This window comes from Jannaschia formosa (genome assembly GCF_003340555.1).
Classification (GTDB): domain Bacteria; phylum Pseudomonadota; class Alphaproteobacteria; order Rhodobacterales; family Rhodobacteraceae; genus Jannaschia; species Jannaschia formosa.
Window position 1 is genome coordinate 463,819 of the sequence record NZ_QPLJ01000001.1, and the last position, 25,996, is coordinate 489,814.

The window sequence follows — 25,996 nt, forward strand, 5'->3', positions numbered from 1 at the left end:
GGGCCCGTCGGCGGTCAGTCGAGCCTGGGGACCGCCAGCGAGGCGACCCAGGTGGAACCGTCGCGTGTGACGGCGAAGTTGAGGCTCTCGACACCCTTCCCGGCGGCTTGCTCGATCTTGTCGGCGACGCTGGTCGGGCCCGAGAAGGGCAGGCCGGTATCCATCGAGCCGATCAGCACGTCGCCGACCTGAAGGTCGCCGCCGCTGCCCTCGGGCACGGTGACGACCCGCGTGATCCAGCCGTCCGGCCCGCGGCGGGCCCGGAATTTCATCCCGCCGGCCATCGTCATGTCGTAGACCGGGGCCAGGGTGGTGGTCTGGACCAGGCTCTCGGCCTGGCCCCTGGGGCCGATGCCCATGGTCACGTCGACCGACTCGACCGTGGCAAGGTCGTAGCCGCGCGCGACCAGCGAGTCGAAGGCGGCACGGTCCGCGACGGGGGCGCCGTCCACGCTCAGCACCCAGGACCGGCCCTGCTCGTCAACGCGCAGGTCCGCGAAGGGCAGCGCCAGCGTCCAGTTGCCTTCCACGGCGCGCGCGGGCTCCGGCTCGGGCAGGATCTCTGCGCCGGGCAGCTCGGCCGAGACCTGCTGCAGGCCGTCCCAGCCCCTCGGGCCGGGGGCGGGCTCCTGCGGCAGGGCGGCGGTCTGGATCTGCTCGGCCGGGGCAGACCTGCGCGGGGCAGAGAGGACCGTGGCGCCGTCGGGATCGGCGGCGGCTGCGGGCGTCGGCTGCGGATCGGGCAGCAGCGCATAGGCGGCCTCCGGCGGCCGGATGACCGGGCGGGGCGACAGGTCCGGGGCCAGCACCTGGGGTGCGGGCTCGGGCGTGCTTTCCTCGAAGGCCGGGGCCGCCGGCGCAGTGTCGATTGCGGGCGCCGCGGCCAGCGCGGCCGGCGGCGTCTCGTCCACGACCGGCGCGGTCTCGGAAATCTCGGGGCGCGACAGCGACGGTTCGGCTGCGGCGACGGGATCGGCCGGCGCGGCGGGCGCCGTCGTGGCGAGGGCCGGCGCACCGTTCCCGCCCGAGGAGGCGACCGCGAAGGAGGTCTCGTCGATCCGCTGGGGCGCGGCGACCATCGGCACGCTCTCGACCGGAGCGGCAGCGATCTCGGCGGCCGGCTGGCCCGGCGCCGGAACGTTGTTGCCCCCCTGCGTCAGCACATAGCCAAGACCGGCGGCCACCGCGACGACGGCGACCCCGGCAAAGAGCAATCCCTTCCCCTTCTTCGGCGCCTCGGGCGCGTTGGCGGCGACCGGCTTCCGCGCGGGTGCGGGCTGCGGCGGGGCCGCCTGCCCGCTCATCGCGGCCAGCCATTCGCCGGCGGACTGCATCCGGTCGCGCGGCAGGATCGACAGCGCCTTGTCGATCGAGGCGAGGACGCTCTGGTCGTAGTCGGGGAAGCGGCCGAGCAGCGGCACGTAGGGGTCCGGATCGCCGGTGGCGATGGCGGTCAGGCGGCGCTGGCTGTCGGGCGGCACTTCGCGCGAGATCAGGTGGTAGAACGAGGCGCCCATCGCATAGAGGTCGCTGAACGGCCCCTGCTCGGACCCGGTGATGTAGAACTCCTGCGGCGAGTAGCCGTCCTTGACGACGCGCATCGCCGAGAGGACGCGGCTCTGCTTCTGCGCCTGCTGGCGGGCGGCGCCGAAATCGATCAGCACCGGCTTGCCCGTCGCATCGATCAGGATGTTGTCCGGCGAGATGTCGCGGTGCAGCATGCCCTGCGCGTGGACGAAGCGGATCGCGTCCAGCATGTCGTCGAGGATCGACACGATCTGGTCCGGCGGCAGGTCGCTGTTCGGATCCTCGAGGATGTCGAGCAGGTCGCGCCCCTCGACGAAGTCGAGCGCCATGTAGGCGGTGTCGTTCTCCTCGAAGACCTGGTGGACGCCCACGATGTTCGGGTGCTGCAGCTTCGAGAGGCTGCGCGCCTCCTCGACGAACAGGCGGACGATGCCGTCGAACTCGTTGGCATGCGCGCGGGAGCGGGGCTGGACGATGGCGCGCGACCGGCGGCAGAAGGCGCCCGGAAAGCACTCCTTGATGACGACCGGCCGGTCCAGGCTGTCGACCGCCCGGTAGGTGATGCCGAAGCCCCCCGCGTTCAGAAAGCTGACGATCCTGTACTGCCCGTGCAGCAGTTCGGTGCCGGGCGCGAGCTCGTCGCTGCTGTCGTCCACAGAGGTCCCATCACCCATATCAGCGCTAACCATAGCCACGATCCTCGGTCTTCGCCGTCTTGCCGGACAGCCTTTGTTGCCCGAGAAGTGACAATGCTATTTGGTTAAAACGTGGCGTCCGTAGGGTTAATTCTGCCCGTTTCCGCGGTTCCGTCCCGGGCCGTGCGGCCCTCCCCCCGCGTCGCTTTGCGCCGCCCAGCCGTCGCGAAGCGCCTTTCGGCGACGGCGTGGGCGCCCTACCCTGCGGCGGGCAGACCAGCGGAGCGGCCATGACCGACACCATCACCTTCACGCTCGACGGCGAGACCGTCCGGGCCGAGCCCGGCCAGACCATCTGGGAAATCGCGAACGGTCACGGCCTGGTGATCCCTCACCTTTGCCACAAACCCGCGCCCGGCTACCGGCCCGACGGGAACTGCCGCGCCTGCATGGTCGAGATCGAGGGCGAACGGGTGCTCGCCGCCTCCTGCATCCGGGAGCCGTTGGACGGAATGGTCGTGCGGACCGACAGCAGGCGGGCCAAGGCGTCGCGCGACATGGTCATTGAGATGCTGCTCGCCGACCAGCCGGAGCGGCCGGCCGCGCATGACAGATCGTCCCACCTGTGGGACATGGCCGAGGCCAGCGGCGTGATGGCGAGCCGCCTGCCGACGATGGACGCCGACCGCATCCCGCTGCTCGACGACAGCCATGTCGCGATGCGGGTCAACCTCGACGCCTGCATCCAGTGCGGGCTCTGCGTGCGGGCCTGCCGCGAGGTGCAGGTCAACGACGTCATCGGCATGGCCGGACGCGGCCACGACGCCTGGCCGGTCTTCGATTTCGACGACCCGATGGGCGAGTCGACCTGCGTCGCCTGCGGCGAATGCGTCCAGGCCTGCCCGACCGGCGCGCTGATGGAGGCGACGATGGTCGACGCGGACCAGGTCGGCGACAGCACCGCCTGGGACCGCGAGACGACATCGATCTGTCCCTTCTGCGGCGTCGGCTGTCAGGTCTCGATGAAGTCGCGCGGCGACCGCGTGGTGAAGGTCGACGGGATCAACGGGCCGGCGAACGAGGGACGGCTCTGCGTCAAGGGCCGCTTCGGCTTCGACTACATCCATCACCCGCACCGCCTGACGGTGCCCCTGATCCGCCGGGACGACGCGCCGCCGAAGGGGCTGAACGTCGACCCGGGGGACCTCACGAGCCATTTCCGCAAGGCGACATGGGACGAGGCGCTGGACGCTGCGGCCGCCGGGCTGAAGGGCCGCGGGCGCGAGGTGGCGGGCTTCGGCTCGGCCAAATGCTCCAACGAGGAAGCGTATCTGTTCCAGAAGTTCATCCGGCAGGGCTTCGGGCACAACAATGTCGACCACTGCACCCGGCTCTGCCACGCTTCGTCGGTGGCGGCCCTGCTTGAGAACGTGGGCAGCGGCGCCGTGACCGCGACCTTCAACGAGATCGAGAACGCCGACCTCGCCATCGTCATCGGCGCCAACCCGGTCGAGAACCACCCGGTCGCCGCGACCTTTTTCAAACAGTTCGCCAAGCGGGGCGGCCAGCTCATCGTCATGGACCCGCGCGGGCAGGCGCTGAAGCGGCACGCGGCCCACATGCTCCAGTTCCGGCCGGGTGCGGACGTGGCGCTGCTCAACTCGATCATGCACGTCATCGCCGAGGAGGGGCTGACGGACCGCCAGTATATCGAGGCCATGACCGAGAACTGGGAGGCGCAGAAGGCCCACCTCGCCGGCTTCGCCCCCGAGACCACGGCAGAGCTGACCGGCATCGACGCCGGGACGATCCGCACCGTCGCCCGCGCCTTCGCGGGCGCCAAGGCGGCGATGATCTTCTGGGGGATGGGGGTCAGCCAGCATGTCCACGGGACCGACAATTCGCGCTGCCTCATCTCGCTTGCGCTGATGTGCGGACAGGTCGGGCGGCCCGGCTCCGGCCTGCACCCCTTGCGCGGACAGAACAACGTGCAGGGCGCCTCCGACGCAGGGCTGATCCCGATGTTCCTGCCTGATTATGCCTCGGTGCTGTCCGAGGACGTGCGCCAGCAATATGCGGCTCTCTGGGCCGACGAAGGCGGCTTCGGCGGAGAGATCCTGCCCGAGAAGGGCCTGACCGTGACCGAGATCCTGGGCGCGGTCCACACCGGCGACATCAAGGCGATGTACATCCTGGGCGAGAATCCGGCCATGTCGGACCCGGATCTCGACCATGCGCGCGCGGCGCTGGCGAAGCTGGACCATCTCGTCGTGCAGGACATCTTCCTGACGGAGACGGCCAACTATGCCGACGTGATCCTGCCTGCCTCGGCCTTCGCCGAGAAGGCGGGCACCGTCACCAACACCAACCGGCAGGTCCAGATGGGCCGCCCCGCCGTCCCGCCGCCTGGCGAGGCGCGCGAGGACTGGTGGATCGTGACTGAACTCGCCCGGCGCTGCGGGCTCGACTGGCGCTACGCCCATCCGCGCGAGGTCTTCGCCGAGATGAAGCAGGTGATGCCGTCCCTCGACAACATCACCTGGGAGCGGCTGGAGACCGAGAGCGCCGTCACCTACCCCTCGCTGTCGCCGACCGATCCGGGCCAGTCCATCGTCTTCGCCGAGGGCTTTCCGCGTGCCGAGGGCCGGGCGCGATTCACCCCCGCCGAGGTCGTGCCGCCGGACGAGGTGCCGGACGCGGATTACCCGATGATCCTCACCACGGGGCGGCAGCTGGAGCATTGGCACACCGGCTCCATGACCCGGCGTGCGACGGTTCTGGATGCGGTCGAGCCAGAGGCGAACTGCTCGCTCCACCCGGCGACCCTGCGGTCGCTGGGCGTGCGCGCGGGCGGGACGGTCCGGCTGACGACGCGGCGGGGCAGCGTCACGCTGCTCGCGCGGGCCGACCGGGCTGTGGCGCCAGACATGGTCTTCCTGCCCTTCGCCTATGTCGAGGCGGCGGCGAACCTGCTGACGAACCCGGCGCTGGATCCGTTCGGCAAGATCCCGGAGTTCAAGTTCTCGGCGGTCAGGGTCGAGGCAGTCGGGTCGGTCGCCGCCGAATGAAACGGGGGAGGCCCATCGCCTCCCCCGCACAAGGTAACTCGTTCAGCGCACCGCATCCGTCCGAACACGGCCGGATGCATCGGTCGGCGAACCAAACGCGGCACGCCGACAGGTCAGCCATGACACAATTATGCCCCGACCGCACGCCTCTTGGACAAATCTTATTCGCGGCGGGTGGGCACGGAACGTTGAGGGAACGATCCGCTCATTCGGCCGAGAGGCGGGTGATCAGCACCGTCACCTCGGGCCGCTTGCCGACCTCGTCCTGCGCGACCTTGCGGACGCCCTTGACGATCAGGTCCTCCAGCTTCTCGTCATCGCCCGCCGTGCGGGTGTCGATGCGGGCGAGCTGGCGGGCCAGATACTCTTCCATCTGGTCGGCGAGCGCCGCTCCGTCCGGCAGGTCGGGCAGGCCGCGCAGGTCGACCCAGGTGTCTTCCAGCACCTCGTCGTCGTCATCGACCATCACGGCCACGACCGCATGGCCGTTCAGCGCCATCCGGATGCGGTCACGCACGACGCCGTCGAACTGCCCGACCAGCGCCGAGCCATCCAGATAGGTCCGTCCGGTCTCGACATGCTCGACCACCTCGGGCTTGTTTCCGGCGAGGTTCACCATCGTTCCGTTCGGGGCCAGCACGCCCGTGCGTCCCAACGTGTCGGCCAGCTTCGCGTGCTCCCGCAGGTGGCGATGCTCCCCGTGCATCGGAATCACGATCTGCGGGTCGACCAGCTTGTGGACGTATTCCAGGTCGGGGCGGTTGGCGTGGCCCGAGACGTGATAGAGCCCGTCCTCGTCCGTCACCACGTCCACCCCGAGCTCGGAGAGGTTGTTCATGATGATGGCGACATCCCGCTCGTTGCCGGGGATCGTCTTGGACGAGAAGAGGAAGGTGTCGCCCTCCTTCAGCTCCATCCCGAAATACTTGCCGCGGCTGAGCTGGGCCGAGGCGGCGCGCCGTTCCCCCTGGCTGCCCGTGACGATCAGCATCAGGTTCTCGCGCGGGACGTTCGCCGCGTCCTCGGGCGAGATCGTCTTCGGGAAGTCGGTCAGGATGCCCTCCTCGACGGCGGCCTCGGTCATGCGGCGCATCGCGCGGCCCATCAGGCAGATCGAGCGGCCCGCCGCCTCGCCGGCCTTGGCGAGCGACTGCAGCCGCGCGACGTTGGATGCGAAGGTCGTCGCGACGAACATGCCCCTGGCCTGTTGGACCAGCGGCACGAGGTTCGGCTTCACCTCCGCCTCGGAGCGCCCGGGATGCTTCGAGAACACATTGGTCGAATCGCAGATCAGTGCACGCACGCCGCCCTTCGCCACCTCGGCCCAGAGCGTGTCGTCGAACGCCTCTCCGACGACCGGCGAACGGTCGATCTTGAAGTCGCCCGAATGGATGATCCGCCCCGCCGGCGTGTCGATCACCAGCGCCGCGCTCTCGGGGATCGAATGCGAGACGGGCAGGAAGCCCACCTTGAACGGTCCGGCATCGACCTGCGCGGGCCAGGTCCCGACGGTCTTGACCAGGGACACGTCCTGCCCCTTCTCGGCCAGCTTGCGGCGGGCGAGGTTCGCGGTGAACTTGCGGCAGTGGATCGGAGTCTTCAGCTGCGGGCTCAGATGGCCCACCCCGCCGACATGGTCCTCATGCGCATGGGTGACGAACACCGCCTCGAGCCGGTCCAGCTTGTCGGTCAGCCAGGAGATGTCGGGCATGATCACATCGACGCCGGGCGTGCTGTCCATGTCCGGGAAGGCGATGCCCAGATCGACGAGGATCAACCGCTCCCGCCCCTCGGGGCCGTAGCCGTAGACATAGGCGTTCATGCCGATTTCGCCTGCCCCGCCCAGGGGCAGATAGATGAGCCTGTCGCGTGCCATCTCAATGGTCCTTGTTGTAGCGATGGATCACGGTGAGGCCGTGCATCGTCAAATCGTCTTCGAAGGTGTCAAATAGGCTTTCGGCCTGCTGGAACAACGGGGCGAGCCCGCCGGTGGCGATCACCCGCATCGGCCGGTCGCGCTCCGCCCGGATGCGGGCGGCGATTTCCTTGATCAGGCCGACATAGCCCCAGAAGATGCCCGACTGCATGCAGGCGACGGTATTGGTGCCCACGACGCGCTGCGGCTGGGTGATGTCGACATGGGGCAGCGCGGCTGCGGCCATGTGCAGCGCCTCGAGCGAGAGGTTCACGCCCGGCGCGATCACCCCGCCGACATAGGCGCCGTCGGTGTCGACCACGTCGAAGGTCGTGGCGGTCCCGAAATCGACCACGATCAGGTCGCCGCCATGGCGGTCATGGGCTCCGGCGGTGTTGACCAGCCGGTCCGGGCCGACCGTCGTCCCCGCATCGACCCGGGGCGGGACCGGCAGGGCGCAGTCAGGCTTGCCCACCACCAGGGGCCGGGTGTCGAAGTAGCGGTCACAGAGGACGCGCAGGTTGAAGACGACGCGCGGCACGGTCGAGGAGACGATGCATTCGGTGATCGCCACATCGAGGCCGCGCAGGCTCATCGAGGTCCGCAGCCAGGCGTAGTACTCGTCCGCGGTGCTCTGATGGTTGGTCGCCCGGCGCCAGGAGGCGACGAAGCGCGCGCCGTCCCAGATCCCGAAGACCGTGTTGGTGTTGCCGCAGTCGATGGTCAGAAGCATCACGCGCCCTCTCGGGTCTCGGGGACGGCTTCGAAGAAGATGTCGGCCGCCGGAATGCGGCGCAGGCCGCCTTCGGTGCGCAGGACGAGGCGCCCCTCCGCGTCCACGTCCTCGAAGGTGCCACGGGTCGTCTCGGCCATGGTCCGCGCGGTGACCGTCTCGCCCAGCCGCGCGGCCCGGCGCATCCAGGCGGTGCGGATCGGGGCGAAGCCCCAGGTCGCGAACTCCGCCTCGCGCGCGGCGAAGGCGGGAGCCAGTGCGTCGAGCATCGCCTCGGGCGTGATCCGCAGGCCCGTCGCCTCGAGCAGCGAGACAGGGCGCGTCGCGCCCGGCTCGACCTCGGACGCGCCGGGCGCGGCGATCAGGTTGATGCCGATGCCGAGGATCAGCCGGTCGCCCGCGCCCTCCAGCAGGATGCCGGCGAGCTTGCCGCCCTCCAGCAAGACGTCGTTCGGCCATTTGAGCGCCAGCCCCGCCACGCCCATGCCCGACAGCGCGTCATGCAGCGCAAGCGAGGCCACGAAGCTGCGCAACGCCTGCGCGGCGGGCGTGCCGCCGGGGCGCCAGGTCAGCGAGGCGGCGAAGTTGCCTTCGGGCATGGTCCAGGCCCGCCCGCGCCGTCCGCGCGCGGCGGTCTGGCGATGCGCCATGATCCAGGTCGGCGCCCCGGGCGCCCGACGGGCCGCCTCGGCGGAGGTGCTGTCGGTGCTTTCGAGGACGATCCGGTCGATGCCCGCGGGCCAGCCCGCCACTCAGTTCACCAGCGTCACGGCGGCGGCCAGGGCGGCGCCTTCCAGCCCGAACAGGTTGACGATGCCCACCAGCATGATCACCGCCGAGGCAACCAGCGCGACCCACGGCACCATCGGCATGTCGCCGTCGACCGGAGCCTCGGTCTTGCCGAAATACATGAAGTAGACGATCCGCAGGTAGTAGTAGGCGCCGATGACCGAGGCGATCATGCCCAGCAGCGCCAGCCAGACCAGCCCCGCATCGACCGCGGCCTGCAGCACGGCGAGCTTGGCGAAGAAGCCCAGCATCGGCGGAATCCCCGCGAGGCTGAACATCAGGATCAGAAGGGCCAGCGCCTTCCCCGGATGCCTGTCTGAAAGCTGGTTCAGCGACCGGATGTCCGTCGTCTCCATCCCGTCGCGGGTCATCGACAGGATGAAGGCGAAGGTCCCGATGCTCATCACGACGTAGATCGCCATGTAGAGCAGCATCGCCTGCACCCCGCCCGCCGTGCCGGCGGCGAGGCCCATCAGCGCGTATCCCATGTGCGCGACCGAGGAATAGGCCATCAGCCGCTTGATGTCGCGCTGGCCGATCGCGGCGATGGCGCCGACGAACATGCTGAGCACCGACAGAAGCGCCACGATCTGCTGCCAGTCGGCGACCGCGCCGCCGAAGGCGTCATGGGTGACGCGGGCGAACATGGCCATCGCGGCGACCTTGGGCGCCGTCGCCATGAAGGTCGTGACCGGCGTGGGCGACCCCTCATAGACGTCGGGCGTCCACATGTGGAACGGCGCGGCCGAGACCTTGAAGGCCAGGCCCGAGATCAGGAAGACGAGCCCGAACAGCAGCCCGAGCGCAAGCTGCCCGTCCGACGCGGCGGCGATCACGCCCGCGAACTCGGTCGTGCCGGTATAGCCGTAGGTCAGCGAGATGCCGTAGAGCAGCAGGCCGGAGCTGAGCGCGCCGAGGACGAAGTACTTGAGCCCCGCCTCGGTCGATTTGACGTGATCGCGCCGCATCGACGCGGCGACATAGAGCGACAGCGACTGCAGCTCGAGCCCCATGTAGAGGGTCAGCAGGTTGCCCGACGAGACCATCACCATCATGCCGATGACAGCCAGGGTGATGAGGATCGGATACTCGAACTTCATCAGCCCGGTGCGGTCCAAGTAGTCGACGCTCATCACCAGGACGACCGCCGCCGAGAGCAGGATCGTCACCTGCGCGAAGCGCGAGAAGCCGTCCTTCACGATCATGCCCGAGAAGCCGAGGCCCGCCTCGTCCGAAAGCCCGATCCAGGCGGCGGTGAGCACGAAGACCGCGGCGGTCAGCCAGACCAGCGGCTTCGCCAGCGCGTCCTTCGTCGTGTAGACCGCGCCCAGCAGCGCGCCCATCGCGTAGATGGCGAGCAGCATCTCGGGCAGGATGATGGAGAGATCGATGGCGGTCATGTCTCGGCCCTCAATGGTCCGCGTCCGCGACCGCGTGGTCGAGGATCAGATCGGCGGTGGCGATGTCGTACTCGGCGACCAGCTCCGCGACGGAGGGGCCGATGATGTCGGTCAGAAGCGACGGATAGACGCCCAGCAGGATCGTGAAGGCCACGAGCGGTGCGAAGATCGCCTTCTCGCGCGCGCTCATGTCGGTGATCGAGCGCAGGCTCTCCTTGATGAGGTCGCCGAAGACGACCCGGCGGTAGAGCCACAGCGCATAGCCAGCCGACAGGATCACGCCCGTGCAGGCGACCAGCGCGACCCAGGTGTTGACCTGGAAGACGCCCAGCAGGGTCAGGAACTCGCCCACGAAGCCGGAGGTGCCGGGCAGGCCGACATTGGCCATCGTGAACAGCATGAAGACGAAGGCGTAGGCCGGCATCCGGTTCACGAGGCCGCCATAGGCGTCGATGTCGCGGGTATGCATCCGGTCGTAGATCACGCCCACGATCAGGAACAGCGCGCCGGAGATGAAGCCGTGGCTGATCATCTGGAAGATCGCGCCGTCGACCCCCTGCTGGTTGGCCGCGAAGATGCCCATCGTCACGAAGCCCATATGGGCGACCGAGGAATAGGCGATCAGCTTCTTCATGTCCTCCTGCATCAGCGCGACGAGCGAGGCGTAGACGATGGCGATGGCCGACAGCCACAGGACCAGCGGGCCCAGCAGCTCCGACCCCACGGGAAACATCGGCAGCGAGAAGCGCAGGAAACCGTAGCCGCCCATCTTCAGCAGGATCGCGGCCAGCACGACCGATCCGGCCGTCGGCGCCTGCACGTGCGCGTCGGGCAGCCAGGTATGGACCGGCCACATCGGCATCTTCACCGCGAAGCTCGCGAAGAAGGCCAGCCACATGAGCGTCTGCGCGCCCCCGACGACGGTGAAGCCCAGCACGTCGAGCGGCGCATAGCTGAAGTCATGCGCGAGCAGCGTCGGGATGTCGGTCGTACCGGCGTCGAGATACATCGCGATCATCGCGACAAGCATCAGCACCGAGCCGAGCAGCGTATAGAGGAAGAACTTGAACGAGGCGTAGATCCGGTCCTTGCCGCCCCAGATCCCGATGATCAGGAACATCGGGATCAGGCCCGCCTCGAAGAAGATGTAGAACAGGATCAGGTCCAGCGCGCAGAACACGCCGATCATCAGCGATTCCAGCACGAGGAACGCGACCATGTAGTCCTTGACCTTGTGCGTCACGTCCCAGGCCGAGGCGATGACCAGCGGCATCAGGAAGGTCGTCAGCATCACGAAGGTGATCGAGATGCCGTCCACGCCCATCTTGTAGTTGAGGCCCAGCAGCCATTCCCGCTCTTCCACGAACTGGAAGCCGGTGTCCTGCGGGTTGAAGCCGAACAGCACCAGCAGCGACACGAGGAACGTGAAGGTGGTCGCGCCCAGCGCCAGCCACTTGGCGTTGCGCTGCGCGGCCTCGTCCTCGCCGCGCAGGAACAGCGCAAGGATCAGCGCCGCGATCAGCGGGGTGAAGGTGACGATGGAGAGAAGGTTCGCCATGGCTCAGTTCCCCGCCGCGATGGTCGTCCAGGTGATCAGCACCACGATCCCGATCACCATCGCGAAGGCATAGGTGAAGATGTATCCCGACTGCGCGCGGTTCAGCCATTTCGTCGCGAAGGGCACGAGCCCCATGGCCAGCCCGTTGATCGACCCGTCGATCACGGTGCCGTCGCCCTTCTTCCACAGGAAGCGGCCGAGCCACTTGGCCGGGCGGACGAAGACCTGGTCGTAGATCTCGTCGAAATACCACTTGTTGAGCAGGAAGGCGTAGGCCGTGCTGCCGTTGCGCGCCCACTGCCCGGGAAGCGAGGGGTTGCGGATGTAGAACAGCCAGGCCGTGCCGAACCCCAGCAGCATCGCGATGAAGGGCGACAGCTTCACCCAGTAGGGCACCAGATGGGCTTCGTGGATGATGTGGTTCTCGGGGCCGATGAAGATCGCGCCCTCGCCCGGCACCTGGCTGCGCTCGTGCGGCACCTCCACCAGGGTGGCGGCATGGGCGGCGCCGAGGGCGACCTGCGCGTGATCCGTCGGCGCCTCGTGGGTGATGCCGAAGAAATGGTCGACCTTCTCCTGGCTGCCGAAATAGGGTCCGTAGAACACCATCCCCGCCAGCACGGAGCCGACGGCCAGCACGGCGAGCGGCACGGTCATGACCGCCGGGCTTTCATGCGCATGCTCGTGGGTGTGCCTGTCGCCCCGCGGCTTGCCGTAGAAGGTCAGGAACATCAGGCGCCAGGAATAGAAGCTGGTCAGCGTGGCCGCGGCGACGAGGATCCAGAACGCGCCGGTCGATCCGACATAGGCGACCTCGATGATCGCGTCCTTGGACACGAAGCCCGCGAAGCCGATGGGGAAGCCCACGTAAAGCAGCGGGATGCCGACGCCGGTGATCGCCAGCGTGCCGATCATCATCGCCCAGAAGGTATAGGGGATCTTGTCCCTCAGCCCGCCATAGTTCCGCATGTCCTGCTCGTGATGCATCGCATGGATCACCGAGCCCGCGCCGAGGAACAGCATCGCCTTGAAGAAGGCGTGGGTCAGCAGGTGGAACATCGCGACGGAATAGGCGCCGAGCCCGGCTGCCACGAACATGTAACCCAGCTGCGACATGGTCGAATAGGCGATGACGCGCTTGATGTCGGTCTGCACCAGCCCGATCGTCGCGGCGACGAAGGCCGAGGCCGCGCCGATGACGACGACGAAGCCCATGGCGGCCGGGGCGAACTCCATGATCGGGGACATGCGGCAGACGAGGAAGACGCCCGCCGTCACCATGGTCGCCGCGTGGATCAGGGCCGAGACCGGAGTCGGGCCCTCCATCGCGTCGGGCAGCCAGACATGCAGGCCGAGCTGCGCCGACTTGCCCATCGCGCCGATGAACAGAAGGAAGGCGATCAGCTCCGCCGCGTTCCAGTCGGTCCAGAGGAAGTGCAGCTCGGTCAGGGCGATCTCGGGCGCCATCTCGAAGATCGTCTGAAGCTGGATCGTGTCGGTGACGTAGAAGATCGCGAAGATGCCCAGCAGGAAGCCGAAGTCGCCGACGCGGTTGGCGATGAAGGCCTTCATCGCGGCGGCGCCCGCGCTCGGCTTGCGCCAGTAGAACCCGATCAGCAGGTAGGAGGCGACGCCGACGCCCTCCCAGCCGAAGAACAGTTGCAGCAGGTTGTCCGCCGTCACCAGCGCCAGCATCGCGAAGGTGAAGAACGACAGGTAGGCGAAGAATCGCGGCTTGTAGACCTCGCCCTCGCGCCATTGCGGGTCGTGGTCCATGTAGCCGAAGCTGTAGACGTGGACGAGCGCCGAGACCGTGGTGATGACGATCAGCATGGTCGCCGTCAGCCGGTCCATGCGGATCGCCCATTCGGTGAACAGGCTGCCCGACTCGATCCAGGTCAGCAGCGGAATCGTCTCGGTCACGCCGTCATGGGCGAGGAACACCCACCACGACAGCAGCGCCGACAGGATCAGCAGACCCGTGGCCGTGACCATGGCGGCCTGCTCGCCGATGAACTTCCAGCCGAAGCCGCAAATGATCGAGCCGACGAGCGGGGCGAGGAGGAGGATGGTTTCCATCGGTCGTTACCCCTTCATCACGCTGACGTCTTCGACGTCGATCGTGCCCTTGTTGCGGAAGAAGCAGACCAGGATGGCAAGGCCGATGGCGGCCTCGGCGGCGGCGACGGTCAGCACGAACAGGGTGAAGACCTGTCCCGTCAGGTCGCCGAGGAAGCCGGAGAAGGCGACGAAGTTGATGTTCACGGCAAGCAGCATCAGCTCGATCGACATCAGGATGACGATGACGTTCTTCCGGTTCAGGAAGATGCCGAAGATCCCGATGACGAACAGCGCCGCCGCCACGGTTAGGTAGTGTTCCAGTCCGATCATCCGGTCGTCCTCTCGGGCCTTCGCCCCGTCTTGGTCGCAGGGCCTCTCGCCCCGCCCTCTGTCACTCCAGCGCGAAGGCGTCCAGCCCCCCGCGCGCATCCGGGTGCAGCGCCGCGCAGGCGCAGACCTCCCGAAGCATCGGCTCGACCCGCACGTCCTCGGCCACGCGGTCCATCGCGGCGGCGAGGTCGTTCAGGTCGTAGAAGGCGGGCGCGCGGCCCGCATAGGTCTCGAAGGCCCTCATCGACGCCGTCCGCCGGTCGAAGCGGCGGTCCTTGATGTTTTCCTCGCGCATGCGCGCTGTCATCAGCCGCTGGTCGCCGCAATCGGCGACCTTGAGGTCGGTATAGACGCCCCCCTGGCTCCACCACTCGATCCAGGACGCCCAGTCCCCCGCCATCGCCTGGTGCCGCGCCTCGCCCCCGTAGGAGGGGTTGGTGATGCGGCGGCATTGCGACAGGTCGAGCGCGAGGCCGGGGGCCGTGGTGGCGAGCAAGAGAAGGGCGGCGAGCCGCACGTCAGAGCCCCTGCCCCGGCTTGACGTCGTGCACCTCCATCGCGCGGGCCGGATCGCGCCACATCTGGTGCAGCACGTTCTGGCGCTTCACATCCTTGCGGTGGCGCAGCGTCAGGGCGATGGCGCCGATCATCGCGACCAGAAGGATCAGGCCCGAAAGCTGGAACATCAGGAAATACTGGTCGTAGAGCACGAGGCCCAGCGCCGCCGTGTTCAACTGCGGCGGGACCGGGATCGTCTCCAGCCCCTCGGCGATCACCACGCCCTCGGCCACGTCCCAGACACCGTAGGCGATGACGAGCTGCATCAGCAGCACGACGCCGATCAGCCCGCCCAGAGGCACGTAGCGCGCCATCTCGGCTTTGAGCTCGGCGAAGTCGACGTCGAGCATCATCACGACGAAGAGGAACAGCACCGCGACCGCGCCGACATAGACGATGACCAGCAGCATCGCGACGAACTCCGCCCCGATCAGCACGAACAGGCCCGCCGTCGACAGGAAGGTGAGGATCAGCCACAGCACCGAATGGACCGGGTTGCGGGCGAGGACCGTCATCAGCCCGCCGGTGATCGTCAGGATCGCGAACAGGTAGAAGGCGAAGGTCAGCACGCTCATTCCTTGTCCTCCAGGACTTCGTTGGCGAGGGACATCGCCTTGTTCATCGCGGGCAGGCCGCCGAACAGGCCCATCAGGCCGATGGTCTCGGCCACCTCCTGCTTTGTCGCGCCCTGCGCCACCGCCTGCCGGACGGTCATGCGGATCTGCGCCTCGGCCTGCGCGCCGAGGATGGTCAGCCCGCCGAGGGTCAGCAGCATCTTGGTCTTCGCGTCCAGCCCTTCGGGGTTCATCCCCTTGCCGGCGAACTGCTCGACCAGGTCGCCGGGCATCGTCGGCCAGAGCTTCTCGAAGCCCTGCGGGGTGAAGTTCTCCAGCGCGGGATTCATGGCCTTGGCCATGTCCTGCATCTGCCTGGTCCAGGCGGCGAAGGGGTTGTCGGTCATCGGTACGGCGCGTCCAGCTCGAGGTTCTTGGCGATCAGCGCCTCCCAGCGCTCGCCGTTCGCGAGCAGCTTGTCCTTGTCGTAGAGCAGCTCCTCCCGGGTCTCGGTCGCGAACTCGAAGTTCGGGCCTTCCACGATGGCGTCGACCGGGCAGGCTTCCTGGCAGAAGCCGCAATAGATGCACTTCGTCATGTCGATGTCGTAGCGCGTCGTGCGGCGGGACCCGTCCTCGCGCGGCTCGGCGTCGATGGTGATGGCCTGCGCGGGGCAGATTGCCTCGCAGAGCTTGCAGGCGATGCAGCGCTCCTCGCCGTTGGGGTATCGGCGCAGCGCGTGCTCGCCCCGGAAGCGGGGGCTGAGCGGCCCCTTCTCGTGCGGGTAGTTGAGCGTGGCCTTCGGGGCGAAGAAGTACTTCAGCCCCAGCTTCATGCCGCTCCACATGTCGAAGAGCAGGAAATACTTGGCCGACCGTTTCCAGTCGATCTGCGTGTCGGTGGTGGTCATCGGTCGTCTCCGATCATCCAAATGTTGGTCGCGCGGGCCGGGATCAGTTCACCACGGCCACGACCTCGGGCCAGCGGGCCCAGAAGCCGCCCAGCACCTCGAACCTGGCGAGGAAGGCGACGATCACGACCCAGGCCAGCGAGAAGGGCAGGAACACCTTCCAGCCCAGCCGCATCAGCTGGTCGTAGCGGTAGCGGGGCACGATGGCCTTCACCATCGCGAAGAGGAAGAAGAAGAACGCCATTTTGGCCACCATCCAGAGCGGCCCGTCCGGCAGGAACGGGATGGGCGACAGCCAGCCGCCGAAGAACAACAGCGAGATGAGCGCGCACATCAGGAAGATGGCGATGTATTCGCCCGCCATGAACAGCAGGAAGGGCGTCGAGGAATATTCCACCTGATAGCCCGCCACCAGTTCCGACTCGGCCTCGGGCAGGTCGAAGGGGGCGCGGTTCGTCTCGGCCAGGCAGGAGATGAAGAACAGGAACACCATCGGGAAATGCGGCAGCCAGTACCAGCCGAAGAAGCCCCAGCCCGTGTCCTGCGCCCGGACGATGTCGCCGAAGTTCAGCGAGCCGGTCGAGAGGATCACCCCGATGATGATGAGGCCGATCGACACCTCGTAGGAGATCATCTGGGCCGCCGACCTGAGGCTGCCCAGGAACGGGTATTTCGAGTTCGACGCCCAGCCGCCCATGATGACGCCATAGACCTCCAGCGAGGACACCGCGAAGACATACAGGATGGCGACGTTGATGTCTGCCAGCACCCAGGTCTCGCCGAAGGGGATCACCGCCCAGGCGATCATCGCCAGGACGAAGCTGATCAGCGGCGCCAGCAGGAACACGGCGCGGTCGGCGCCCGCCGGGATCACGATCTCCTTGACGACGTATTTCAGAGCGTCGGCCACGGTCTGGAACAGGCCGAACACGCCCACGACGTTGGGCCCCCGGCGCATCTGCACCGCGGCCCAGATCTTGCGGTCGCCATATACCAGGAACAGCAGCGAGATCATGACGAAGGCCACGACAGCCATCACCTGCGCCAGGATCAGGACACCGATGCCGGCAGGGGTCTCAAGGAAGGTTACCAGCATGTCATTGCCTCATGGGTTCGGCATCCCTCAGATCGTGGGGATGCCCCGGTTGCGGCAGTCCTCGACCACCACTTCCGCGTCGATCGTTCTCACCCCCCGAGGGAGGTCCGGCGACACGGTGTAAACCGCATCTGCACTCCAAACGCCACCCCGTTCCGCCAACGATGTGCGGACATGACGCGCGAAACCGAAGCCGCGGATCAGCGCGTACTGGGCGGCGGCGCAGCGCGCATAGTCGGTCACGTCCTGCCCGTCGCGGGCCCCGTCCATGCGCGCGATCAGGTTCACCAGCCGCGGATCCAGAAGCCGCGTCTCCACCCCGAGATAGTCGGGGCGGAAGACGCTGATCTCCGGCAGCTCCTCGGCCTGACAGGCCGCGCAGGCCAGAGCCGCGGCCCAGGCCAGGGCTCTCCTCACTCGGCGGCGATGGGCTGCGGCTCGCGTCCCTTCGCCAGGGCAGCGAGCTCGCCCATCAGCTGCGAGGCCCGCGCGATCGGGTTTGTCAGGTAGAACTCCCGCACCGCCAGATCGAAATCGCCGGATCCGAGCGCCGGGGTCTCGCCGCGGGGCGCGGGCGTGTTGACCGACACCTGGTCGATCTCGCCCAGCTGCGGCGCGGCCTCGACCATCGCGCGGCGCAGCTGCGCCAGGCTGTCGAAGGGCAACTGATAGCCGACCTCGGCCGAGAGCGCGCGCAGGATCGCCCAGTTTTCCTTGGCCTCGCCCGGCGCGAAGCCCGCGCGCAGCGCCAGCTGCGGCCGGCCCTCGGTGTTGACGAACAGCCCCTGCTCCTCGGTCCAGGCGGCACCCGGCAGGATCAGGTCGGCGCGATGCGCGCCGCGATCCCCGTGGCTGCCCTGGTAGATCACGAAGGGGCCTGCGGGAATCTCGATCTCGTCGGCCCCGAGGTTGTAGATCACCTCCGCCGACAGCGCCTCGGCGATCCCGCCCTCGCAGGTCGCGGCGACATCCATCGCGCCGACGCGGGCGGCCGCCGTGTGCAGGATCAGAAGGCCTGCATTCGACGTCTCGGCGGCGGCCCGCGCCACCTTCAGGACATCCGCCCCATCGTCCCGGCACAGCGCGCCCATGCCGACGATCACCAGCGCGGGGCCGTCCTTGCCGGCCTCGAAGCCGCTCTTCTCGATCTCCGCAAAGGCGGCGGGCCCGGTGCCCACATGGGTATAGTCATAGGTCAGATCGACCGCCTTGCCGATCAGGCCGACCGACGCGCCGCGCAGCCAGGCCTTGCGGATGCGCGCGTTCAGGACGGGCGCCTCCACCGAGGGGTCGGTGCCCACCAGCAGGATGGAGCGCGCCGTGTCGATATCCTCGACCGCCGCCGTGCCGGCATAGCCGGCCCGGTCGCCGGCGGGCAGCTTCGCGCCGTCGGTCCGGCACTCGGTCACGCCGCCCATCGCGTCCATCAGCGACTTCAGCGCGTAGGCCGCCTCGGTCGATACGAGGTCGCCGACCAACCCGGCAACCTTCCGGTCCCTCATCGCGGAGGCAGCCGCCGACAGTGCCTCGGGCCAGGTGGCGGGGCGCAGCTTGCCGTTCTCGCGGATATAGGGTCGGTCCAGACGCTGGCGCCGCAGCCCGTCCCAGACGAAGCGGGTCTTGTCGCTGATCCATTCCTCGTTGGTGCCGTCGTGGTTGCGCGGCATGATGCGCATGACCTCGCGCCCCTTGGTGTCGACCCGGATCGAGGACCCGAGCGCGTCCATCACGTCGATCGTCTCGGTCTTGCCCAGCTCCCACGGACGCGCGGTGAAGGCATAGGGCTTCGAGACCAGCGCGCCGACCGGGCAGAGGTCGATGATGTTGCCCTGCAGGTTCGATTTCAGCGTTTCGCCCAGATAGGAGGTAATCTCGCTGTCCTCGCCGCGCCCGGTCTGGCCCATCTGGGTGATGCCGGCCACCTCGGTCGTGAAGCGCACGCAGCGCGTGCAGGAGATGCAGCGCGTCATGTGCGTCTCGACCAGCGGCCCGAGGTCGAGGTCGACGGCGGCGCGCTTCGGCTCGCGGTAGCGCGAGAAGTCGACGCCATAGGCCATCGCCTGGTCCTGCAGGTCGCATTCCCCACCCTGGTCGCAGATCGGGCAGTCGAGCGGGTGGTTGATGAGCAGGAACTCCATCACCCCTTCGCGGGCCTTCTTGACCATGGGCGAGTTGGTGCGGACCTGCGGCGGCTGGCCTTCCGGCCCCGGGCGCAGGTCCTTGACCTGCATCGCGCAGGAGGCGGCGGGCTTCGGCGGCCCGCCCACGACCTCGACGAGGCACATCCGGCAATTGCCCGCGATCGACAGCCGCTCGTGATAGCAGAAGCGGGGAATCTCGATCCCGGCCTCCTCGCAGGCCTGGATGAGGGTCATCGCGGCGGGCACTTCGATCTCGTTGCCGTCGATCACGATTTTCTTCAGGTCGCTCATGGGAAGCTCCGGTCTCGGCGTTCGGGCACGGGTTTAAACCTCCTCAACGTCCATGACCAGAAGCGGGTTCGCCGCAGACCGGCGATCGCGTCCTGGCCGAGGTTGCCGCGCGCCCCCTCTTTTGATGGTCCCCCAACATGCCGGGGAAGCGGACGTAACGAGCGGGGGCAGAGCGCCCTGCCCGCCCCCCGGGCTGCCGTCACTTCGACAGGAGCCGCCCGATCTGGCTGTCGGCGGCCAGTTCCGCCTCGCCCACGCGGCAATGGGCCGCGACGTCGCCCTCGGTCGCGCCCTTCGCGGCCAGCCGCTGGCGGGCGACGGCCTCCAGCCGGTCCTTGGCGGCGTCGTCGTCGACGAAGGCGTCGATCTCGGCCGCGCTGTAGCCCAGCTCCCGCGCCGCCGCCTTTAGCGCCAGCAGATAGCGCAGCCCGCGAATCTTGCGGCCGTCGATCGAGGGGCAGACCTCGCTGATCTCGTAGGCGATGCCGACGGTGATCAGCCCCTCGGTGATGCGCGGCTCCTGCTCCAGCCCGGCGAAGGCGGGGGTGGCGAGAAGCGGCAGGGCAAGGGCGAGTCGGACGGGCATGGCAGGTCTCCGAAGGCGTTACCCCCTAGGTCGGCCCGCGACGCGCGTCATTCAATAGCGGCCGCCTCACCGGGCGAGGCAGCGCCCGCTCAGCACCAGCGCGCCGTCCGCCAGCACGATCTGCTCCGGCGGGCGGTCGGGCCCCTGGGTCCAGGCGATATCGGAGCCGCCATAGCGCGTCAGGCAATAGCGCACCGCCTCGACGCGCCCGGCCTCCACCGCCTGTGGCAGAGCGCGCGCCGCATTGCGGGTCGAGACGGTGAAGCTGCGCCGGTCCTCGGCCTCGGAAGTCACGCGCGAGCGGAAGTGGATGCCCCCGACCTCCTCGGTCGAGCCGCGCAGCGACCGGCCGGCAAACAGCCCGCTGTCGCCCGAGGCGATCCCGCCGCACCCCGTCAGCGCCACAAGGGCCGCCAGCACCGCGATCCTCATTCCTCGACCTCCACCAGCAGCGCCCCGATGCCCGTCCCCTCGGCGATCTCGGCCAGCCCTGCGGCGCAGACGGCCTCCTCGGGCGCGCCGTCGGCCAGCCCGTGTTTGGCGACGAAGGCGTCCTGCAGCGCGGCGATGGCCGCGGTCGGGTCCTCCGTCTCCTCGGCAAGGATGCGGGGCGTGATCCCTTCCTCGTTCAGGCGCGACAGAACCCGGTCGGACAGCTGCGCCGCAGCCACGGGATCGACCGAGAGCCGGCCGCAATGGACGGCGAGGACATTCGCCGTCGAGGTCTGCATCGCCGCCTCGACGAAATAGCCGGGGATCGGTCGAAGCTCCTGCGCGGCGGCGGGCAGCGCGGTCAGCAACAGGATCGCGGCGAGCCTCACAGCGTGAAGGCCGCGATCACGGCCATCACCGCCAAGACCGCGAGGCAGAGCATGCCGACCGCCCAGGTCGCGGAGCGCAGTCCCTGGTTCTCGGTCGCGACATGGACGACTGCGGTGGCGATGCGGGCCAGCACGAAGACGGAGACCAGCAGATTCACCCAGAAGGGCGCGGCCCCGGCGAGGATCGCGGCGAGCGTCGCAGCGAGGAACGGGCCGGTGATCTCCATCGAGTTCTGCAGCGCCCGATGGCGGCGATACATCGGGTCGGCATAGTCGCGCACCGGATGCCCGCTGTCGCTGAGCGCCCGCGCCTTGCCCGCGATCGAAAGCGGAATCAGCGCGATCGTCAGCAGCGACCATATCCCGAGGGAGGCGATGGCGTGGGCATAGGGCTCGAACAGCAGCCGCAGCAGGTCGCGCGGTCGGGCCCCGCCTTCGGCAAGTGACGGGTCCAGCGGGATCGCGCCCGGCGACTGGGCGGCGAGGGCGCCGCTCATCGCCAGAAGCGCCACGAGCGGCGCGGCGATCCGCAAGGCTCTCACTGCGCGGCCACGGCCGGACGGACCGAGCGCTTGTGCTTTATGCGATCCTCGATCTCGCCCCGGAAATGCCGGATCAGGCCCTGGATCGGCCAGGCCGCCGCGTCACCCAGGGCGCAGATCGTGTGGCCCTCGACCTGCTTGGTGACGTCGAGCAGCATGTCGATCTCCTCCACCTCGGCCTCGCCCTTCACCAGCCGATCCATGACGCGCATCATCCAGCCGGTCCCTTCCCGACAGGGCGTGCACTGGCCGCAGGACTCGTGCTTGTAGAAGGCCGAGAGCCGCCAGATCGCCTTGATGACATCGGTGGAGTTGTCCATCACGATGACCGCCGCCGTGCCGAGGCCCGACTTCTGCTCGCGCAGGTAGTCGAAATCCATGATCGCCTCGCGCATTTCCTTGCCGGGGATCATCGGCACCGACGAGCCGCCGGGGATCACCGCCTTCAGGTTGTCCCAGCCGCCGCGGATGCCGCCGCAATGGCGCTCGATCAGCTCCTCGAAGGTGATCGACATGGCTTCCTCGACGACGCAGGGCTTGTTGACGTGGCCCGAGATCGCGAAAAGCTTGGTGCCTGCGTTGTTCGGCCGCCCGAAGCCCGCGAACCACTCTGCCCCGCGGCGCAGGATGGTCGGGACGACCGCGATGCTCTCGACGTTGTTCACCGTGGTCGGGCAGCCATAGAGCCCCGCGCCCGCCGGGAAGGGCGGCTTCATGCGCGGCATGCCCTTCTTGCCCTCGAGGCTCTCGATCAGGGCGGTCTCCTCGCCGCAGATATAGGCGCCCGCGCCGTGATGCAGGTAGAGGTCGAAGTCCCAGCCCGACTTGCAGGCGTCCTTGCCGATCAGGCCCGCCTCGTAGGCTTCGTCGATGGCGTTCTGCAGCGCTTCCTTCTCGCGGATGTATTCCCCGCGGATGTAGATGTAGCAGGCATGCGCGCCCATTGCGAAACTGGCGATCAGCGCGCCCTCGACCAGCGTGTGAGGGTCGTGGCGCATGATCTCCCGGTCCTTGCAGGTCCCGGGCTCGGATTCGTCGGCGTTGATGACGAGATAGGCGGGCCGGCCATCCGATTCCTTGGGCATGAAGGACCACTTGAGCCCCGTCGGGAAGCCCGCGCCACCACGGCCGCGCAGACCGCTGGCCTTCATGATGTCCACGATCTTCTCGCGGCCGAGGCCGATCAGGTCCTTCGTGCCGTCCCAATGGCCGCGCGCCTGCGCGCCCTTCAGGGTCCGGTCGTGCATCCCGTAGATGTTGGTGAAGATCCGGTCCTGGTCCTTCAGCATCTGGCTCACTCCTTCTCGCGGCGCATCTTGCGGACACGCAGCAGCATAATCAGCGCGAAGGCCAGGGCGGCCAATGCGACAAGATCGGCCAGGGCCAGCCAGCGGGGCGGCAGGCCATAGGCCGCCCCCGCCCATTGCAGCGGCAGCCAGATCGCGAACGTGCCGAGGATCGTCAGCGCGACGTTGCGCTGGGTTCGGGCGATGCGCCTGTCTTGGTCCGAGGGGCCGGTCATTTCGGCCCCTCTTCAACAGGTCGCGCGGGGCGCCGTCAAGCGCGACCGGCCGAGGCGCAGCCGGCGGCGCGTCCGGTCAGTCCGCGTCGGCGTCACCGACCCGCCCAGCCGGGGCGGAGCCCGCCTCAGCGGCCAGAGCCCGGGCCTGCGCGACCCAGTCGTCCCGCGTCACCCGGCCCTTGAAGCCCTCGAGGTGCTGATCGACCCAGGCGGCCTCCCGGTCGGTCCAGCTTGCGATCTGGTCGAAATGCCAGAAGCCGATGGCGTTCAGCATGTCCTCCAGCTTCGGGCCGATGCCCCGGATCTTCTTGAGGTCGTCGCCGGACCCGCCGCGCGGCGCGTCCAGCGTCATGGGCTTCTCGCCCTCGACCTCGGCGGGATGGGATTCGGCCGGGGGCGGCCCCGGGATCGGCGCCGGATCGTCTGCGCTGGGCATCCTCGCGGACCTGTCGTCGGAGGCGGGCGAACTGTCGGGCAGCGTGCCGCTCGACGCCTCGACGGTGTCGTCGCCGCGGCCGGGCTCGTTGTAGCTCTGGACCGAGTGAGTGGCCGTCGGACGGACCGTCACCGCGGCGCCCCCCGCGAGCGCGGCCTCGTTCCGCGAGATCCGGCCGGGGGCTTCGCCTTCGAAGGGAAGCGGCGGCTCCGGCGCCACGATTCGGCCGTTGAGCGGCGCGGGCTGCGCCATCGGCCTCGCATTCGCGGTGGCGCCCACGGGCCGCGCGACACCCGGGTCGCTGGCGTTGATCGGCGCGGGCGCGGGGACGAGCGTCGCGGGCGCCGTCTCGATCGTGCCGCGGATCGGCTGGCGGAAGGACCGGCCGCTCAGCCCGCGATGCCCCCGGGCGTCCGAGATCATCGAGCGCTCGATGTCTGTCCTGTGGGGCGAGGGCGCGTTCAGGTCGCGCGGGCGCATCGCCTCCAGATCGACGGCGAGCCCCTGCTCCGCGCCGCCCATGCGGCGGGTCGGGGGCCGGTGGTCCAGCGCGTCGGCGGGCAGCACGCGACCGACGCTGACCGCGATGACCCCGCCGAGGGCTAGCAGGACCACCCCGCCGGCGAAGGCCGCCTGCAGGAAGGTCCAGTCTCCGATGATCCGGAGAAGGGCGAAGGTCGCGACGCCGACCAGGGCCGCGACGCCCCAGCTGCTCGCTGCGGCCTCGCGCGCCGGGATCGGACGAAGTTGTTGTTGCATCTCAATGCCTCCCCATGGGTCATGGGGAGCGGGCGGTCACTCCGCCTCTCCCCTGTCGCGGCGGGCGGGGACTTCGGGTTCCCCCCCGTCACGCAACACCTTAGCTTGTTTCACCCATTCGTCACGCGTCACGCGGCCCCTGAACCCTTCGAGGTTCCGGTCGACCCAGGCGACCTCGGCCTCCGACCAGTCGGCGATCTGGTCGAAATGATAGAATCCCAGGGAGTTGCAGATTTCGGCCAGCTTCGGCCCGATGCCTCGAATCCTCGTCAGATCGTCGCCCGCCCCCTCGCGCGGGGCGCTCAGCGACGGAGGCTTGACCGGCGTCGCATCCGAGGCCGTCGCCTCGATGGCGGTCTGCGTGCCCTCCGGCTCTCCGTCGGTATCGGTGGTGCCGGTGACGGCCGTCCCCTTGTCTTCCATGCCCCCGCCGGGATAGCCGCCGGGCCGGTCGATGACGCTGCCCTCCTCCGGCTTGCCCGTCGGCGTCGCGTCGGAGCCGCGGACATTGGCCATGCCGTCGCTGGCATCGCCCCGGTCGCGCGGCGGCTCCTCCGCGCCGGCGGCGCGGCCGCCCGGCCGGTCCTGCCGGCTGGTCGGCGGCAACAGCGAGTCGCGCGAAGCGGCGACCGGATCGGGATCGGCCTGCTCCGCCGCCCGCCACGGCGTCCGGAGCGGCACCTCGGTTCCGTCGATGCGCTTGATCGTGTCGCCGATCTCGGCGGCCAGCGCGACGGAGGCGTTGCGGTCGTGGTCGCGGTTTTCCGCATGGTCCTTCAGCGAGGTGACCCCGCCCAGCGGCTCGGATGCGAAACGCCCGTTCTGCGGCCCCGGCACCGGCACCTCGCCCGCGCGGAACTGGTCCAGCATCTCCGCGAAGCGCTCGGGCGTCAGGTCTTCGTAATAGTCCTTGCCGATCTGGGCCATCGGCGCGTTCGAGCAGGCGCCGAGGCACTCGACCTCCTCCCACGAAAGCTTTCCGTCCTCGGAAATCTCGTGCGGGCGCTTTGCGATCTTGTCCTTGCAGACGGCGACGAGGTCCTCGGCCCCGCAGATCATGCAGGAGGTTGTGCCGCAGATCTGGATATGCGCGACGGCGCCGACCGGCTGGAGCTGGAACATGAAGTAGAAGGTCGCGACCTCCAGCACGCGGATATAGGCCATGCCGAGCATCTGGGCGACATGCTCCATCGCCGGACGGGTCAGCCAGCCCTCCTGCTCCTGCGCGCGCCAGAGCAGCGGGATGACGGCGCTGGCCTGCCGCCCCTCCGGATACTTGGTGATCTGCGCCTCGGCCCATTTCTGGTTGGCCGGGGTGAAGGCGAAGCTTTCGGGCTGTTCGGGGTGGAGGCGGCGGAGCATCGGGGTCCTCGCATATGGTCTGGGCTGCGTCTTAACGCGACGATGCCGCGTGCGAAAGGGCGCGACGGCCGCGGCTAGAAGTATCGGACGGTGAGGATCACGCAGGTGACGACCAGCACGAGGGCCGGCAGCTGCGCACGGTCGCAGAACCGCACGAACCGGCCGCTATGCGACCCGCGCCCCATCGAGACGAGGAACACCGTCAGGAAGAAAAGGACCGCGAGCGGCGTGACGACGTAGAGCGCCCAGGCGAGGGTGGTGGCGGCCATGTCAGGTCGTCCGCGATGCGGCCGGGACACGCCGGGCCTCTGGCTCGACGCGGCGATCGTGGGGCAGATTTTGCCGGAAACGTCCGATCCGCGCGGTCGCGTCCGGTTCCGTCATGCCCGCTGCTTGATCGGA

25 protein-coding genes are annotated in these 25,996 nt (G+C 68.6%); 1 reads left to right on the forward strand and 24 read right to left on the reverse strand.

Going from position 1 to position 25,996, the window contains the following annotated elements; genetic code table 11:
- Positions 1 to 14 precede the first annotated feature (14 nt).
- Entirely contained in the window at positions 15 to 2,183 is a 2,169-nt protein-coding gene (locus DR046_RS02385) for a serine/threonine-protein kinase (protein ID WP_245190762.1), read from the reverse strand.
- Between the two features lie 269 nt (positions 2,184 to 2,452).
- Here DR046_RS02385 and fdhF point away from each other — a divergent pair, with 269 nt between their 5' ends.
- Entirely contained in the window at positions 2,453 to 5,230 is a 2,778-nt protein-coding gene (fdhF, locus tag DR046_RS02390; protein ID WP_115379541.1) for a formate dehydrogenase subunit alpha, read from the forward strand.
- A gap of 205 nt (positions 5,231 to 5,435) precedes the next feature.
- On the opposite strand, the gene DR046_RS02395 is transcribed toward fdhF, so the two are convergent.
- The 23 genes from DR046_RS02395 to DR046_RS02500 all read right to left on the reverse strand — a co-directional run bounded on the left by DR046_RS02395 (position 5,436) and on the right by DR046_RS02500 (position 25,863).
- A complete protein-coding gene (locus DR046_RS02395) occupies positions 5,436 to 7,106 on the reverse strand; it encodes a ribonuclease J (RefSeq protein ID WP_115379543.1) in 1,671 nt (556 codons plus the stop codon).
- A 1-nt stretch (position 7,107) separates the two neighbouring features.
- A complete protein-coding gene (locus DR046_RS02400) occupies positions 7,108 to 7,878 on the reverse strand; it encodes a type III pantothenate kinase (protein ID WP_115379545.1) in 771 nt (256 codons plus the stop codon).
- Positions 7,878 to 8,630 carry a biotin--[acetyl-CoA-carboxylase] ligase gene (locus DR046_RS23920; protein ID WP_209313533.1) on the reverse strand — a complete coding sequence of 251 codons (753 nt, stop codon included), beginning with the start codon at positions 8,628 to 8,630 and terminating at the stop codon, positions 7,878 to 7,880. The genes DR046_RS02400 and DR046_RS23920 overlap by 1 nt, the downstream gene beginning before the upstream one ends.
- Positions 8,631 to 10,067 carry an NADH-quinone oxidoreductase subunit NuoN gene (gene nuoN, locus DR046_RS02405; RefSeq protein ID WP_209313534.1) on the reverse strand — a complete coding sequence of 479 codons (1,437 nt, stop codon included), beginning with the start codon at positions 10,065 to 10,067 and terminating at the stop codon, positions 8,631 to 8,633.
- 10 nt (positions 10,068 to 10,077) lie between these two features.
- On the reverse strand, positions 10,078 to 11,625 hold the full coding sequence (locus DR046_RS02410; protein WP_115379547.1) for an NADH-quinone oxidoreductase subunit M: 1,548 nt from the start codon (positions 11,623 to 11,625) through the stop codon (positions 10,078 to 10,080).
- A 3-nt stretch (positions 11,626 to 11,628) separates the two neighbouring features.
- A complete protein-coding gene (gene nuoL, locus DR046_RS02415; protein ID WP_115379549.1) occupies positions 11,629 to 13,704 on the reverse strand; it encodes an NADH-quinone oxidoreductase subunit L in 2,076 nt (691 codons plus the stop codon).
- A gap of 6 nt (positions 13,705 to 13,710) precedes the next feature.
- Complete coding sequence (nuoK, locus tag DR046_RS02420; RefSeq protein WP_115379551.1) at positions 13,711 to 14,016, reverse strand: NADH-quinone oxidoreductase subunit NuoK; 306 nt, start codon at positions 14,014 to 14,016, stop codon at positions 13,711 to 13,713.
- Between the two features lie 61 nt (positions 14,017 to 14,077).
- Entirely contained in the window at positions 14,078 to 14,533 is a 456-nt protein-coding gene (locus DR046_RS02425) for a hypothetical protein (RefSeq protein ID WP_115379553.1), read from the reverse strand.
- Position 14,534: 1 nt separating this feature from the next.
- The gene (locus tag DR046_RS02430; protein WP_370815550.1) at positions 14,535 to 15,143 is read right to left on the reverse strand and encodes an NADH-quinone oxidoreductase subunit J; all 609 of its coding nucleotides are present in this window, start codon (positions 15,141 to 15,143) and stop codon (positions 14,535 to 14,537) included.
- 2 nt (positions 15,144 to 15,145) lie between these two features.
- Positions 15,146 to 15,535 (reverse strand): carboxymuconolactone decarboxylase family protein, encoded by a 390-nt coding sequence (locus DR046_RS02435; RefSeq protein ID WP_115379557.1) that lies wholly within the window; start codon positions 15,533 to 15,535, stop codon positions 15,146 to 15,148.
- On the reverse strand, positions 15,532 to 16,038 hold the full coding sequence (gene nuoI / locus DR046_RS02440) for an NADH-quinone oxidoreductase subunit NuoI (protein WP_115379559.1): 507 nt from the start codon (positions 16,036 to 16,038) through the stop codon (positions 15,532 to 15,534). The genes DR046_RS02435 and nuoI overlap by 4 nt, the downstream gene beginning before the upstream one ends.
- 43 nt (positions 16,039 to 16,081) lie before the next feature.
- A complete protein-coding gene (gene nuoH, locus DR046_RS02445) occupies positions 16,082 to 17,131 on the reverse strand; it encodes an NADH-quinone oxidoreductase subunit NuoH (RefSeq protein ID WP_370815552.1) in 1,050 nt (349 codons plus the stop codon).
- Positions 17,132 to 17,161: 30 nt separating this feature from the next.
- Positions 17,162 to 17,551: a YNQ4 family lipoprotein gene (locus DR046_RS02450; RefSeq protein WP_370815526.1), complete on the reverse strand. Its 390-nt coding sequence runs from the start codon at positions 17,549 to 17,551 to the stop codon at positions 17,162 to 17,164.
- The gene (gene nuoG, locus DR046_RS02455) at positions 17,548 to 19,566 is read right to left on the reverse strand and encodes an NADH-quinone oxidoreductase subunit NuoG (protein ID WP_115379563.1); all 2,019 of its coding nucleotides are present in this window, start codon (positions 19,564 to 19,566) and stop codon (positions 17,548 to 17,550) included. Before nuoG ends, DR046_RS02450 begins: the two co-directional genes overlap by 4 nt.
- Positions 19,567 to 19,765: 199 nt before the next feature.
- Complete coding sequence (locus DR046_RS02460; RefSeq protein ID WP_115379565.1) at positions 19,766 to 20,152, reverse strand: DUF5333 domain-containing protein; 387 nt, start codon at positions 20,150 to 20,152, stop codon at positions 19,766 to 19,768.
- A gap of 66 nt (positions 20,153 to 20,218) precedes the next feature.
- The gene (locus DR046_RS02465; RefSeq protein WP_115379567.1) at positions 20,219 to 20,584 is read right to left on the reverse strand and encodes a hypothetical protein; all 366 of its coding nucleotides are present in this window, start codon (positions 20,582 to 20,584) and stop codon (positions 20,219 to 20,221) included.
- On the reverse strand, positions 20,581 to 20,973 hold the full coding sequence (locus DR046_RS02470) for a DUF5333 family protein (RefSeq protein ID WP_115379569.1): 393 nt from the start codon (positions 20,971 to 20,973) through the stop codon (positions 20,581 to 20,583). The genes DR046_RS02465 and DR046_RS02470 overlap by 4 nt, the downstream gene beginning before the upstream one ends.
- Entirely contained in the window at positions 20,970 to 21,515 is a 546-nt protein-coding gene (locus DR046_RS02475; protein ID WP_167766840.1) for an MAPEG family protein, read from the reverse strand. Before DR046_RS02475 ends, DR046_RS02470 begins: the two co-directional genes overlap by 4 nt.
- Positions 21,512 to 22,804, reverse strand: coding sequence for an NADH-quinone oxidoreductase subunit NuoF (nuoF, locus tag DR046_RS02480; RefSeq protein WP_115379573.1), 1,293 nt, complete (start codon positions 22,802 to 22,804; stop codon positions 21,512 to 21,514). The genes DR046_RS02475 and nuoF overlap by 4 nt, the downstream gene beginning before the upstream one ends.
- A gap of 5 nt (positions 22,805 to 22,809) precedes the next feature.
- Positions 22,810 to 23,037, reverse strand: a complete 228-nt coding sequence (locus DR046_RS02485) for a DUF5337 family protein (RefSeq protein WP_115379575.1) — start codon at positions 23,035 to 23,037, stop codon at positions 22,810 to 22,812.
- Between the two features lie 76 nt (positions 23,038 to 23,113).
- Positions 23,114 to 24,232 (reverse strand): helix-hairpin-helix domain-containing protein, encoded by a 1,119-nt coding sequence (locus DR046_RS23925; RefSeq protein WP_209313535.1) that lies wholly within the window; start codon positions 24,230 to 24,232, stop codon positions 23,114 to 23,116.
- Between the two features lie 36 nt (positions 24,233 to 24,268).
- Positions 24,269 to 25,594 carry an NADH-quinone oxidoreductase subunit E gene (locus DR046_RS02495; protein WP_115379577.1) on the reverse strand — a complete coding sequence of 442 codons (1,326 nt, stop codon included), beginning with the start codon at positions 25,592 to 25,594 and terminating at the stop codon, positions 24,269 to 24,271.
- 74 nt (positions 25,595 to 25,668) lie between these two features.
- Positions 25,669 to 25,863 carry a hypothetical protein gene (locus DR046_RS02500; RefSeq protein WP_115379579.1) on the reverse strand — a complete coding sequence of 65 codons (195 nt, stop codon included), beginning with the start codon at positions 25,861 to 25,863 and terminating at the stop codon, positions 25,669 to 25,671.
- Positions 25,864 to 25,996: the final 133 nt, after the last annotated feature.